Raw genomic sequence first — 13,245 nt, 5'->3', positions numbered from 1 at the left:
CCTTTCAACGCCGCCATTATTTCACCCGTAATCGCGATGGCTACATCGCAGGCATTCTTATTGAATGTAACCGACATCGATTATTCAGCTAACTGTCAAGCACTGATTTTTAGATTGAGCCAGGAGGATAGCCGTTTTTTTGATGTTGTCTCGAGCTGTGCCGAGAGAGACGTTTTCGATTAGGCTCTCCCGTTAGCGGATCATCGCATTGGCGTCGTCCTGGGAAGCCCGTTTTTAATTTCTCTTTAGGCGTAACCGCCGTGCCGTCCCGATCTAGCCTGCAAAGCGGACGATGGAACGGTCGATCTGAGAGCTGTATGATCCGGCCTTACAAGACCATCCCGCTGCCGCCGATCCCGGCTTCGCTGCCCATGCGCTGCTTGAATTCCTTCGGCGAGCAGTGGTTATGGCGCTTGAACAGCTTATAAAACTGCGCCATATTCGGAATGCCGGCCTCGAACCCGACCTCCATAATGCTCAAATCCTGCGTCAGCAGCAGGCGCTCCGCTTTTTTGATGCGGCGGTAGTTGACGTAGTCGACGAAGGAAAGCCCCATCGCCTTTTTGAAAAATTTAATGAAGTAATGGTAGCTCAAATTAATGAGGCCGCAGACGTCCTCGACGGCAATTTTTTCGCCAAGATGCCCTTCGATGTAATCGAACACGGGACGAAGCCGCTGCAAGTCGGATTCCTCCGACCCCGGTCCGCCGAGCACGCCTTGGGTATCGTTGCGCATGAGCAGCAGCAGAAGCCGCTTGATCGACGAGCTGATCGCCAGCTCGTAGCCGCGGACGCGCGATTTCGATTCTTCGAAGATGTCCATAATAATGGAGCATGCTTCGCGGCGGGCCTGCTCGTTGTCGCGCAGTATATAATTCAGATTGCCCAGCGGCTGCGTCAGCTCGGAAAAGCAGTGCAGGTACGGCATCGTGCCGGCGTCGAAATGCTTATGCAAGTCAACCTGAAACACGACGTAGCGAAGATCGCCTTCCTGCAGCTTGCGCGTCCGGTGCAGCTGGGACGAGCCAAGCACGAGCACGTCTCCCGGCCCCAGCGCATAATAATTATGCTTCGTCTGCACGCCGAGCCAGCCTTCTTCGATCGCCAGAAACTCGACCTCCTTATGGTAATGCCAGTTGGAGGGCCAGAGCGGCTTCGGCACGTGGGCGGAGCGGATTTCCCATATTTTCAGAAAAAGCAGAGGATGCGGGTATGTGACCTTTTCCTCGCTTACCGTTTCCTGTTCCTTCAGGGGGAGAAGCGGCGCTTCGGCGCCGGCTGCAGCAGTCATGGCTTATTACACCTCGATCGATTGTGAATCATTGGATATACCATTTTTGAGGAGCGTTGCACTGCAAAAAACAAGGCATTGTTTCCATTCAGTATATCATGAAACATTTCCGATGACAGTATTGAATAAAGATGAAACAGGATTGAGAATATCTTTTCGACTGCGGAACCACTATACTCTTGAGTAACGAGAATGACAAACACTTACCGATGATGGAGGAATAAATATGAGCCAGAAGCTGCGAGTAACGGTATGGAATGAGTTCCGTCATGAAAAGGAAAACGAAAAAGTCCGCTCCGTCTATCCGAACGGCATTCATACGGTCATTGGCGAAGGTCTCGGGACCGACTTCGAAGTGTCTTACGCAACGCTCGATGAGCCGGAGCACGGGCTGACCGAGGAGAAGCTGAACAACACCGACGTCCTGATCTGGTGGGGCCATAAGGCGCACAAAGCGGTGGAGGACGAGATCGTCGAACGCGTGCACAAGCGCGTGATGCAGGGCATGGGCCTGATCGTGCTGCACTCCGGCCACTTCTCCAAAGTGTTCAAGAAGCTGATGGGCACGAGCTGCGATCTCAAATGGCGCGAAGCGAACGAGAAGGAGCGCCTGTGGGTCGTATCGCCGGGACATCCGATCGTCGAAGGCATCGGCGAGTACTTCGAGCTGGAAGCGGAAGAAATGTACGGCGAGCACTTCGATATTCCGGCGCCGGATGAGCTGGTTCTGGTCAGCTGGTTCGAAGGCGGGGAAGTGTTCCGCAGCGGCTGCACGTTCTATCGCGGCAGCGGCAAAATCTTCTACTTCCGTCCTGGCCACGAAACGTACCCGACGTATTACAACGAAAATGTACGCCGCATTATCCGCAACGGTGTGCAGTGGGCTGCTCCAACTACCCGGGATTACCCGAAATACGGCAACCATAAGCCGCTGGAGCCGATCAAAGGGTCTGCCGTTCAGGCTTAATGACTCGCGAACGCAGCCATATCAAGGATAAGCCTCGGCTCGATTGGATGAGAGCCGTGGAGCAAGCATAGTGCATACAACAAGCGCCTTACCGCCACGTTCTGTGGGGTAGGGCGCTTATTTGCGCGGAGGACTGCAGAGGAGACGGATCGAGCGGGAGAGGGCGCGCGTTGGGCACGTTGCGGAATTGCCCTGCATCTTTTATGAAAGAAGCGGTTAACGGCATGAATGCTTCGCGTCCTTTACTTTTTATGTGGTAAATGCTTGGTGAGGTGCCCGCCAGTCATACCTATAGGAACGGAAAAAGAATGAGATAAGCTGTGCGGCTCAAGATGCCTGTATCGAGCGGTTGGTCTATGCCAGATGGCGTGGGGAGCACTTGGGAACGGGTGATAAAGGGCTGCATGTCGCAGGTAGTGCCGCTAATGGATGTAGCGCTGAGCGTCGCTTGAATCCGGGATGGCTAGCGGGTGCGCGTCATAGTATGGCGGCTTGTCCGGCACTGTGGCAAAAAAAGACCGGTCACCGCAAGGCATTGCCTTGTGCGGGAACCGGTCCGGCAGCACAGCTTCACAAACGGCGCGAGGCCGCCGGGGATTAACGGCGCCGCTTCCTGCGGCGCGCGGCTGCCGTGCGCTTGCGTTTGCGTCTTCTTCGGCCGACCGGCGCGAGGCCGTCGCCGTCATCGTCGGTTTCCTGGGCTTTTTTCCCTTTGCCGAAGGAGCCGAGCAGCAGCTTGATCATCGGCGCCATCTGCTGCACGCCTGCGACCATTTTTTGCATTTTGCCGAAGGTCTCGACGATGCCTTCGACGCCGCCAAGGCGGTCGACCACCGTTTTCAGCTGACCGAGGTTAAAGCCGCCTCCCGCGGCTCCACCTGCTGCCGATCCTCCTCCGAACAGGGAGGAGAGTCCGCTTAAAGCGCCGCCTCCTCCGCCGCCGCTCGCCGGCGCCGCAAAGGAAGACTGCGTGGGCAAGGCTGCCGGCAGTTGGCTCCCGAGCTGCGAAGGGAGCTGGCTTTCGCCAAGGCCGGGGTACCCGTTGAGGGCGCTGGATTGCGCATACGGGGGACTTGCGTAGCTGCGGTAATGCGGGTAAGCATGCGTCCTGGCCTGATGCGGCCGCGGTCTGGCTCCCGTCCCCTGATTGCCGATCACTTGCTTGTTGTGGTTCATCATCTCACGATCCTTTGTTCAGATTTCTACCCATCCATCCCTTGAACATGCCGTCGTCAGCGCCGCATGCATGGCAGGACAATGTCACTGCAAGGCAAACGCATGATTTCCGAAAGCGTTCCACCGGAAGCTTTACTTTTGCCGCATGGTCGCCGTCCGTGCACGTTCCGGGCTTTCATCTACAGTCATTTACCTAGTATACTGTATGACATAGGCAGGCGTACGGATTGGACTCCTGTCACGGGTTTGCCGGATTTGCCCGACATTTTACTTCTTTACCGCATAAAAATAGTAACGTTTTGCAAATCTAAAGGGAGGATTTCGCTCCCTGACGTCGAACTATACATGTTGAGTATTTGATTAGTAGACCATCAAGGGGTTGAATATTCCTATGCAATTGAAGAAACTTAACGATAAAGCAATCGATCAGCTGTTCGAGGCGATCTTGACGCTCAAGGATATTGAGGAGTGCTACGTGTTTTTTGACGACTTGTGCACGGTGAACGAAATCCAGTCGCTGTCCCAGCGGCTCGAAGTGGCTCGCATGCTGCGCAAGGGCAACACGTACAACCAGATCGAAGCCGAGACCGGCGCCAGCACGGCAACCATTTCGCGGGTGAAGCGCTGCCTGAACTACGGCAACGACGGTTATAAAATGACGCTGGAGCGGCTCGGCCGCTAACCGCAAGCTGGATCGGGCGCTGAACGGGCAAAATATGCGATCAAAATCCTTCTTGGCTTTTTTTGGCTGAGCGGGATTTTTCATGTTATGATGAGTATACGGTTTCAATGTTCGTTGGAGTGCCGCAGCGTCTTTTTGTCATCGCCACTGTGGACTGGATGCTTGGGGCGGGAGGGATAGGCGGTGGTAAAATACGGCATATTAGTCATAAGCCACGGATCGCGGAGCGCCGACTGGGTGCGCTTGGTCGACGAAGCGGTAGCGGCCGTCCGGCTGCCCGAAACGGTCCCGATCTGCTCGGCATATCTGGAAATTGTGGAAGGGCGTCTCATTCAGGACGGCATTACGCAGCTTGAAGCGCTCGGCGTGACGGATCTGATCGTGGTCCCCTTATTCGTATCGTCGGGGAGCACGCATATCGATGAAATCAGCTACGCGTTCGGCGTCAAGCGGCAGCCGCTGCTGCCGACGGATATGGAGCCGTTCGCGGTGCGTGCGCGCATCCACTGGACCTCGCCGATTGACGACGATCCGGTGATTGCCGAGATCGTGTACGGCAAGCTGCGCCGCTTGTCGGTGCAGCCTTCACGTGAAATCGTAATGCTCGTCGGCCATGGAAGCATCGAGAAGGGATTTCATCTGCTCTGGCGGCGAGGGCTGGAACGCCTTGCGGCTCGAGTGCGGGAGCTCGGCGGCTTCGCTGAGGCAGATTCGGCCATGCTGCTGCCGGATCAACTGCCCCGCAAGATGAAATATTGGAAGGTTCGCAAGCCGGACCACACGGTCATTGTCGCACCGCTCTTCTTGAGCGAAGGCTATTTTACAAGGCAGGTCATCCCGGCACGACTTACCGGATTCGCTTACCGCTACGGCGGGGAAGCGCTGCTGCCCCATCCGTACATTTCCCGGTGGATCGAACAACAAATCAGACCTTATCTTCCCGCGGCAAGCGCGGATACGGCATATGACGCAGAGCGAGGCTGAGCTGCGGCGGGAAGCCTTTACCATACAAGAATTACATGCAGGCAAGCTTCAGACATATTGACTTGCACGGAGCTGAAGCACAGGATCATACGGAATAAACACAGGCGAACGGGTGAGTGAAAGAATGACGGCTAGGACCAGAAGGGCCAGATTAATATATAATCCTTCCTCCGGGAGGGAAGAAGCGAAGAAAAGGCTGCCGGAAATATTGCAGCGGCTGGAGCGCGGCGGTTTGGAGACAAGCACGCACGCGACGACGGGCGAGGGCGACGCCACGCTGGCTGCGGCCGACGCGGTGGAGCGCGGCTTCGACGTCATTATCGCGGCCGGCGGCGACGGCACGCTGTACGAGGTCATCAACGGCATGGCGGAGAAGGAGTACCGTCCGCAGCTCGGCATCTTGCCGCTCGGGACGACGAACGACTTCGCTCGGGCGCTGAGTATTCCGCGCAGCTGGGACGCCGCCGTCGACGTCATTCTCGCGCAGCATACGCGGGCGATCGATCTAGGAAAAGTGAACCAGCGGTATTTCATCAACATCGCTGGCGGCGGCTCAATGACGGAGCTGACGTATGAGGTGCCGAGCAAGCTCAAGACGATGATCGGCCAACTGGCTTATTATATGAAAGGGATCGAGAAGCTGCCCCGCCTGCGCCCGATCGAGCTGTACATTCAGACGGCAGAAATCGAGCTGCATGAGGAAGTGATGCTGTTCCTCATCTCGAACAGCAACTCCGTCGGCGGCTTCGAGCGGCTGGCCCCGGACGCGTCGCTCAGCGACGGCCTGTTCGACGTGCTCATTCTGCGCAAGTGCAATCTCGCGGAATTTATCCGCGTGGTGACGCTGGCGCTGCGCGGCGAGCACTTGGCCGACCCGAACGTCATCTATTTGCAGACGCGGCAAATCCAGGTGACGTCCCCGGACTACGTGCAGATCAACCTGGACGGTGAGTTCGGCGGCACGCTTCCCTGCGTGTTCACGAACTTGCCGCAGCACCTGCATATTTTCGTGGATGAGACCGGGCAATCGACCTACAAGGCGCCGCCGCTGAACTTGCATCTGATGAAGCTGCCTTGGAAAAACAAAGCTGGAGTGGACGAACATGAGCAGGAAGAGCAATAAGCGAGGCTTCGGCGGGCGGGCTGGACAAGCCGCCGCGGGTACGGCAACGGCCGATCTCAGCGGACTGCCCGTCGCGAAGAACGAAGAATATATCGCCGATGTCATCGGCATCGGACATGACGGAGAAGGGGTAGGCCGTGTGAACGGCTTTACCCTTTTTATTCAGGGCGCCCTGCCGGGCGAGCGGGTGCGGGCGAAGGTGCTCAAGCTGAAGAAGCAGTACGGCTACGCGAAGCTGCTCGAAGTGGTGGAGCCAAGCCCGGACCGCGTGAACGCGCCGTGTCCGATCTACAAGCAGTGCGGCGGCTGCCAGCTGCAGCACATGAGCTACGACGCGCAGCTGCGCTGGAAGCGGCAGCTGGTCATGGACAGCCTGGAGCGGATCGGGAAGCTGCGGGTTGCGGGAGCGGTCGGGCAGGCGGAGGAGCATGGAAGCAAGGCGGCTGCGTTGGCTTCGCGGACGGAAGCGGGAGCGGTGGTTGGCGACGAGTCTGACGGGAGCATCGTCGTCCATCCGACGCTCGGCATGAGCGACCCGTGGCGTTACCGCAACAAGGCGCAGGTGCCGATCGGCCTCGGCTCGGAAGAGGGCGGCCTGATCGGCGGCTTTTATGCGCAGGGCAGCCACCGCATCATCGATATGGAGGCGTGCCTCATCCAGCACGAGCACAACGACACTGTTGTTGCTGCCGTGAAGCGCATCGCCCGGGAGCTGGGCATCCGACCGTACGACGAAGCGAGCGGCAAAGGGCTGCTGCGCCACGTTATCGCGCGCTACGGGTTCAACACGGGCGAGATTATGGTCGTGCTTGTGACCAACGGCACGAACATTTCCCGCGCGGACGAGCTTGTCGGGCTCATTCGGGAAGCGATCCCTGATGTGCGCAGCATCTGCCAGAACATCAACCGCGAGCGGACGAATGTGATCTTCGGCGACGAGACGCGGGTGCTCTGGGGCAGCGACGTGATCTACGATACGATCGGAGACATCCGCTTCGCCATCTCGGCGCGCTCGTTCTATCAAGTGAACCCGGTACAGACCGAGGTGCTGTACCGCAAAGCGCTTGACTACGCCTCGCTGCGCGGCGAAGAAACCGTGATCGATGCCTACTGCGGCATCGGCACGATCTCTTTGTTCCTCGCGCAGCGCGCACGCGAGGTGTACGGCGTCGAGATCGTCCGCGAAGCGATAGACGATGCTCGGCGCAATGCGCTGCTGAACGGGATGCATAACGTTCAGTTCGAGGTCGGCGCGGCGGAGGAGGTCATCCCCGCGTGGAAGCGTCAGGGCATCGCCCCTGACGTCATCGTCGTCGACCCGCCGCGGAAGGGCTGTGACGCGGCGCTGCTCGAGACGATCCTCGCGATGCGACCGGATCGTGTGGTGTACGTGTCGTGCAACCCGGCGACACTGGCGCGGGATCTGCGCGTCCTCGAGGACGGCGGGTATCGCACCGTCGAGGTGCAGCCGGTGGATATGTTTCCGCATACGGTTCATGTAGAAGCGGTGGCTTTGTTAGTGTGGGATGGTTGTAGAAAACAAAATTAGTCTGCCACTAAGCAAAATAAGTTTACCGCTGAGCCGACCGGAATTAGGCATTTGCCCTGATTTTTGGCTCGGCTTTTCTCTTTTCTCAAGCGATCTCCCAGGCAGATAATCCAAACCATTCGCCGCGGCAAAGATAAACCTTGATTTAGCCTCATATGTCTCGTCCCGATAAGGTCATGTCCAAGCTTATCCCAATCCAAAACCCTTGCTACACTTAAGCTTTTTCCTTTTTTTATCTCTCCAAATGTTTTCTCAAGCATTTCCCAACCGACTTGTTTTGCATTTTTTTGGCTGTTTCTGATGATTTTAATGGCTTTTACTCTGTTGATCTCCGGTTTCTGCGGCAAACTTATTTTGCATCTACGGATTGAGTAATGAGAGGAGAAAAGGCTGGAAAGCCTTGTGGGGATTGGGGTTGCGGCGTTCGATGGGGAAGGAGAGGGAGTGGCAAACTTATTTAGAAGTGGACAATGGTACAGAAGGCTGAGATCCAGTGGTGGAGCGGGTTTGGGGAGTAGTACAGGTGGGATGGGAATGTGAACTCGCCGCACTTTTCAAAAGCGCAAGCTGCCGCAAGACTGAACCTTCGTATCATTAAAATGGTTCTAAGAGCCGTCGTCAGTTCCTTGCCATTTTAGTATTTTCGTACCCGGTGAAAATACGGATGCTGATGTTAAGCAGCTTTCTCGAATTGTTCAGAAGATGGCCGATGAATTTGATGCGAGCTGTAAGAAGTGCAGCTGTCTGCTGGAAACGTAGACTGGTGGGGATCCACTTATACTGATAATCGAGACAACGCGAGAATCGATAATTTGGAGGATATTATAGCCGTTTTGCTGTGAAGACAATCATGGATACAGAGGACGGAGTCGATGTAGCTACATTAGACGTTACAAGAATCGGTATCATTCATGGGGTATTCTGGGAAATGAATCAGTTGGACCTCATGTTGAAACGAGTGAACATACGGAAGCCATTACGATTCAGTATGAGGACGGAAGCTCGAGCGAAGAGCCGACGACAAGCTATGAGCACATTTTGCATATTACTGAAGCAGAACTGCGGAGCAACAAGAAGAGCCATTCCATTCTACAGACGAGCGGATGGATTGGTGGAAAAAATGCTGTCCGCAGAGTTTACTGATGAGCTCGCAATACTAGGTAAATAAGCGAATGGCGGCTTAACGCCGGAGCAGTTTGAATTTGGTTCAACAGTATTTGCCCGAGAGTGAACTGGGCAGCGAAGCTGTCGTAGTTGAAAAATTGAAATTTCAGATAAACCTCTAAACAGACGGATACTAGCGACTATGACGTGCAGCAACAAATAGCTTGCACAAGAGTAGACAAGATTGTAAAATTAACTTGCCTTAAAATATCGGTGAACCTCGGAGGGGAGTTTCTTTCGAGGTTTTAATTTGACTTTGAATGAGACGGTAAGATCGACACATTGTTACGATATTTTTTTGCTGTTACTAATGTCGCAGTTACATATGTTACGGTTTTATTCGTTACAATACTATTTAACAGTGAAAGACGTGAGAGAATCGGATGAAAGAGGTTCTTATTGAAGTCGTTAAAAATGTTCAAAAAAATCAAACCATATTTATAGGTTATTTAAGCAAAGAGCAGGCGCGACAACTCACATTTTCTGACCATTTCCCACCACAAGAAGGTAGAATTGGGTACCAACGTCCCGCAGATATGAAACGAGCGAGGGCCTTTGCAAAATATGTTAGTGAAAAGCCAACAGGATTTGTTACACCTATTTTATTGAATGCACGAGATGACTGTTCTTTCATTCCACATAACGATTCTGGGTATGGAAGGCTTCAGTTGCCTGTGAAGTCGTGCCTTTCCATTATAGACGGACAACACCGGGTTCTTGGTCTGATGGATAGCCAGTATACGAACTTACCTATTCCATTCATGCTATTCCAAAATCTCGACCTAGATGCAGAACAGGAATTGTTCATCACAATTAATAGAGAACAAAAGAAAGTCAATATGAGCCATGTCTGGTTTAATGATCGTAAAAATGATGAACTCTCACAACTAGTTGTTAAGTTGGAATCGGAAATTGGTAGTCCGTGGTATCAGAAAGTGAATCTTAACGGTGTCCGTGGGGCTAAAAGAGCAGTAAGTTTAGATTCCTTAAGGGGTTCCTTAATTGAGTTATTTCAATCAGGTGAAATTAAAGCTCTGAGTTTTAACCAAAAGTATGAGATTGCTACAGGGTATTGGAAAATTGTATCTGAGGTATGGCCAGATGCTTGGCAAGTAACTAAAAATTCGCTAATCAAAAAAACGATGGGTACCCTTGCACTAAGCAAACTAGGTGGCTTCTTAGTTGTAGAATGTCTTAACCGTAAAACTAAGGAACTTGATCTAGTTAAATTAAAAAACTTGCTATCACGCGCTAGCCACATCAATTGGATGAGTAATGGAGAGTTTAACGGGATCTCCGGGCGCAAAGGTGCCGACGTAGTCAAAAATAAACTAGATGAAATCATATTCTCCAAAGTTGAGGCCACTTAATGAAGTTTAAACGAATTTGGAGAGGGATGTTCCCAAAGTACTGGGATGTAACCAAATGGGCTATCTTGCTGCAGCAACATGTAGTGTTTTGTCATCGAAACGAAAATACGAATCGTCGTACAATCGTGAAGATAGAAATTGATAATGGTGAGACAAAAACTGTTCAAACCATATATAACTGCATTCTTGGTTCGAGAAATAATATTGTATTTCTAGCGCGTATTTCTGACGCTCGATCTCACTTGAAAATTGACGGCATTGGGGCGTTCGACGTTAGTTATATGAGTTTTCGTTGGGAGATAGATGAGGCTGTTTTAGTTGAAAAATACAGGCTGCCAATAATTAATGAGTTTACAGGTAACTGGTGTACCATAGGGAACAAGAAAATTGATTTGAATGATGGTCGCCTTTCAATACAAGGGCAATTGGCACATTATCGTTGGCCTGTTGATGAGGATCTGTCGTTGGTTCAAAAAAATGATGGCTTAGCTTGTGTGGATTCGAACGGAATTACATTGTGGGAACATCCAGGGTACTTCGGAAACTACTTTCAAGGGACATTCGGAGAGCAACTGATTTTCTTCACACCGCTGAATGAACTGGTTAATTTGAACAAAATAACTGGGGAAAAAATCGAAGAAATCTGTTTACAGCAAACGCGGCTGACAACCCGACGTATATTCGGTAATTTTGAAGTGTTCAATTCGCGCTCATTCGAGAACACTACAATTGCAGATGGCGTGTTGAATGAAACAATTGTAGCGTGGATTGATGAAAATAATGCGTTCAAGATAACAAATAGAGGCACAAAAACAGTTAAAACAATCTCGTATCCTAGCGAATCTATTCCATATATATCACAAATAAGCAAAGAAAAATTGTTGATATTTGAGTTAGAGAACAAGGATTATGGAAGTTTAGTGATTGGTACATTGGAGGAATAATATATGGAGCAAGTTGTAATAGATCAAAATAATATTAAGGCTTTAAGATTTGGCGGAATAAGCCCGGATGTTTTACGAGAACTTTCAGGCGTGTATCAACCATTTGTAAAAGCAGTAAAAGAAATAATATCCAATTCATATGATGCGGACGCAGAAGCAGTCGAACTTGAGTTTGGGCCTGATTTTGAATCTTTAACAATTACAGATGATGGTAATGGTATGGGACCAATCGAGTTTATTCGAGATTATATTCGAATTGGAAAAAGCTATAGGAAAAGTGAACTTACAGCTATAAAAGGTAGACCGAGAATTGGCGGAAAAGGGATCGGGTTTCTCGCTCCTGCTCGTTACTGTGAAATGATAGAAGTGAAGACAAAAAAGAAAGCAATATATGAAGACAAAGTTCAATTTGATCTGAGCGGAGCTAAAGAAATTGATGTAGAGCACCTATTTTTGAATGGTCATGAGAATAAAGCTGTTTTAAATTGTATTAAAATAAGAAGAGTAACAGATGAGCATGGGAACGAATTTTCAACGCAAATTGATAGATTCAAAATTAAATTCGAACAAGTTACTTATTGTAAATGTGATATTTGGTATGCTTATGATGCTTCAGATTTTGAACTTACTGCAAAAATTAATTTCAATAAGCTTTTCTCTTTAGAACCTAGTAAGAGCCTGGAGCAAATAGATAACTTTTGCGAAATAGCGATAGAAACTGTAACCGGTCAGAAGAAGCATCAATCTTACACACAAATTAAACTCTATAACATAAAGGATTTTGTGCGAAATGATCTTAAGGACGATGGAAAAAAGGGTGCTCGGAATGTAGCGAGTTTTAGTGGATTTGATCAGTTTGAGTGGCATCTTAGCAGGATTATACCAGTTAATGCAAAGATTCATGAGAACATACCCTCCGAGTTAGGAGAGTATATTCAAGATGAAATAGATAGAGCTAAGGAGTCAATTCCAATCAATATCTTTATCAAAAATGATAAAAGTAAAGAAGCACTTGAGCGACGTATCATAAAACCTGCTACAAAGCTCGATTTTCAACATGATAAAGATATTGTAAAAAAAATTGAGCTTTTTGATGAAAATAATAAAATGTTTGCCAAAGGATTTTTAGTGGGGCAATCTTCTCTTATTTTGCCAGCGGAATTAAGAGGAATATTAATCCGGGTTAAGGGAGTGGCCGTTGGAGAACCTACTTTTTTTGGTTTTGATCAAATATTATCTGGGTCTTCGAAAGTTGCACTTACACAGATTTCGGGTGAGATTAATATTTTTAGTGGGATAGATGCAGTTGAGGATATCAATCCTGGCAGAGATGGTTTTTATAAAGAAAGTAAAGTGTATAACTTGGTGAAAAAGCAAGTAGTCGGTGAGTACCCGGACCGACTAACAGGAGTTATGAAGGAGCTAGTAGACGCTATTATAGCTCGAAGCGATATCAATGCGAGCTTAGTAAATTTTCAGAAGAAGTATCAGTCTTACCGAGATACGATACTAGAAGCGAGTCAAGTAATTGCCAATCTTGCAATTGAAAATTCAGAAGTGGAAGATGCCTTTTATGAGTCAACTGATATGAGCGACTTAAAACTCTGTCCTTCTGTACTCCCGAAAGCAGAGGGGAAATTGTCTTCATTCTCTGTTTATGAAGTAGAAGCCCTAGAAGATGGAGAAAACGGTTATAAAGTCAATTACGAAACCAAAGAGTTGTTTCTTGATAGGAACGCCGATATATGGAAACGAAACATCAATATCGGCCGACAAAATTTTAATATCGAATTAAAACAAGGGAATAAAAAAAATGTTAAGATGTTTTGTCAAGTAAATCCCTCTACTCGAAAGATTTATATCAATTGGGATCATCCTATTCGATCTTCAATGGGGGACACTCAATTTATTAAACATTGCTTGGCCACTATTGCTTCTAATTTACCACAAGATCAATTAGATACTTACGTCAGCTTAATGACGAGCAAAGTATAA

12 protein-coding genes are annotated in these 13,245 nt (G+C 50.0%); 9 read left to right on the top strand and 3 right to left on the bottom strand.

From position 1 onward, the window contains the following. On the top strand, nt 1–183 hold a 183-nt coding region (locus KXG62_RS23675; RefSeq protein WP_218094490.1), incomplete at its 5' end, for a hypothetical protein. Between the two features lie 145 nt (nt 184–328). Here KXG62_RS23675 and KXG62_RS23670 read toward each other — a convergent pair. Then, on the bottom strand, nt 329–1,291 hold the full coding sequence (locus KXG62_RS23670) for an AraC family transcriptional regulator (RefSeq protein ID WP_218094489.1): 963 nt from the start codon (nt 1,289–1,291) through the stop codon (nt 329–331). Nucleotides 1,292–1,517: 226 nt separating this feature from the next. Here KXG62_RS23670 and KXG62_RS23665 point away from each other — a divergent pair, with 226 nt between their 5' ends. After that, nucleotides 1,518–2,258, top strand: a complete 741-nt coding sequence (locus KXG62_RS23665) for a ThuA domain-containing protein (protein WP_218094488.1) — start codon at nt 1,518–1,520, stop codon at nt 2,256–2,258. 597 nt (nt 2,259–2,855) lie between these two features. On the opposite strand, the gene KXG62_RS23660 is transcribed toward KXG62_RS23665, so the two are convergent. Beyond that, the gene (locus KXG62_RS23660; RefSeq protein ID WP_246627609.1) at nt 2,856–3,437 is read right to left on the bottom strand and encodes a hypothetical protein; all 582 of its coding nucleotides are present in this window, start codon (nt 3,435–3,437) and stop codon (nt 2,856–2,858) included. A gap of 388 nt (nt 3,438–3,825) precedes the next feature. Here KXG62_RS23660 and KXG62_RS23655 point away from each other — a divergent pair, with 388 nt between their 5' ends. The 4 genes from KXG62_RS23655 to rlmD all read left to right on the top strand — a co-directional run bounded on the left by KXG62_RS23655 (nt 3,826) and on the right by rlmD (nt 7,772). Next, the gene (locus tag KXG62_RS23655; protein WP_010494821.1) at nt 3,826–4,116 is read left to right on the top strand and encodes a YerC/YecD family TrpR-related protein; all 291 of its coding nucleotides are present in this window, start codon (nt 3,826–3,828) and stop codon (nt 4,114–4,116) included. 183 nt (nt 4,117–4,299) lie between these two features. After that, a complete protein-coding gene (locus tag KXG62_RS23650; protein ID WP_218094487.1) occupies nt 4,300–5,100 on the top strand; it encodes a sirohydrochlorin chelatase in 801 nt (266 codons plus the stop codon). 124 nt (nt 5,101–5,224) lie between these two features. Beyond that, entirely contained in the window at nt 5,225–6,223 is a 999-nt protein-coding gene (locus tag KXG62_RS23645) for a diacylglycerol kinase (protein ID WP_218094486.1), read from the top strand. Further along, the gene (rlmD, locus tag KXG62_RS23640; protein ID WP_218094485.1) at nt 6,204–7,772 is read left to right on the top strand and encodes a 23S rRNA (uracil(1939)-C(5))-methyltransferase RlmD; all 1,569 of its coding nucleotides are present in this window, start codon (nt 6,204–6,206) and stop codon (nt 7,770–7,772) included. The genes KXG62_RS23645 and rlmD overlap by 20 nt, the downstream gene beginning before the upstream one ends. Here rlmD and KXG62_RS23635 read toward each other — a convergent pair. Continuing rightward, the gene (locus tag KXG62_RS23635; RefSeq protein ID WP_218094484.1) at nt 7,769–8,119 is read right to left on the bottom strand and encodes a hypothetical protein; all 351 of its coding nucleotides are present in this window, start codon (nt 8,117–8,119) and stop codon (nt 7,769–7,771) included. The genes rlmD and KXG62_RS23635 overlap by 4 nt on opposite strands. A 1,200-nt stretch (nt 8,120–9,319) precedes the next feature. On the opposite strand from KXG62_RS23635, the gene KXG62_RS23630 reads away from it, so the two are divergent. Genes KXG62_RS23630 through KXG62_RS23620 form a run of 3 tightly spaced genes read left to right on the top strand, consistent with a single transcriptional unit; the run spans nt 9,320 to nt 13,245 of the window. Then, nucleotides 9,320–10,306 (top strand): DGQHR domain-containing protein, encoded by a 987-nt coding sequence (locus KXG62_RS23630; protein ID WP_218094483.1) that lies wholly within the window; start codon nt 9,320–9,322, stop codon nt 10,304–10,306. After that, on the top strand, nt 10,306–11,250 hold the full coding sequence (locus KXG62_RS23625) for a hypothetical protein (protein ID WP_218094482.1): 945 nt from the start codon (nt 10,306–10,308) through the stop codon (nt 11,248–11,250). Before KXG62_RS23630 ends, KXG62_RS23625 begins: the two co-directional genes overlap by 1 nt. 3 nt (nt 11,251–11,253) lie before the next feature. Next, nucleotides 11,254–13,245 (top strand): ATP-binding protein, encoded by a 1,992-nt coding sequence (locus KXG62_RS23620; protein WP_218094481.1) that lies wholly within the window; start codon nt 11,254–11,256, stop codon nt 13,243–13,245.

This window comes from Paenibacillus solanacearum (assembly GCF_910593845.1).
GTDB lineage: Bacteria > Bacillota > Bacilli > Paenibacillales > NBRC-103111 > Paenibacillus_G > Paenibacillus_G solanacearum.
The sequence above is the reverse complement of the archived record's forward strand: the minus strand, read 5'-3'. Positions and strand labels throughout refer to the sequence as shown.

Bases quoted from the DNA above. Each gene is read 5' to 3' on its own strand.
- KXG62_RS23660 (WP_246627609.1), bottom strand. From the start codon at position 3,437: ATGATGAACCACAACAAGCAAGTGATCGGCAATCAGGGGACGGGAGCC.
- rlmD (WP_218094485.1), top strand. From the start codon at position 6,204: ATGAGCAGGAAGAGCAATAAGCGAGGCTTCGGCGGGCGGGCTGGACAA.
- KXG62_RS23625 (WP_218094482.1), top strand. From the start codon at position 10,306: ATGAAGTTTAAACGAATTTGGAGAGGGATGTTCCCAAAGTACTGGGAT.
- KXG62_RS23620 (WP_218094481.1), top strand. From the start codon at position 11,254: ATGGAGCAAGTTGTAATAGATCAAAATAATATTAAGGCTTTAAGATTT.
- KXG62_RS23665 (WP_218094488.1), top strand. From the start codon at position 1,518: ATGAGCCAGAAGCTGCGAGTAACGGTATGGAATGAGTTCCGTCATGAA.
- KXG62_RS23670 (WP_218094489.1), bottom strand. From the start codon at position 1,291: ATGACTGCTGCAGCCGGCGCCGAAGCGCCGCTTCTCCCCCTGAAGGAA.
- KXG62_RS23645 (WP_218094486.1), top strand. From the start codon at position 5,225: ATGACGGCTAGGACCAGAAGGGCCAGATTAATATATAATCCTTCCTCC.
- KXG62_RS23655 (WP_010494821.1), top strand. From the start codon at position 3,826: ATGCAATTGAAGAAACTTAACGATAAAGCAATCGATCAGCTGTTCGAG.
- KXG62_RS23630 (WP_218094483.1), top strand. From the start codon at position 9,320: ATGAAAGAGGTTCTTATTGAAGTCGTTAAAAATGTTCAAAAAAATCAA.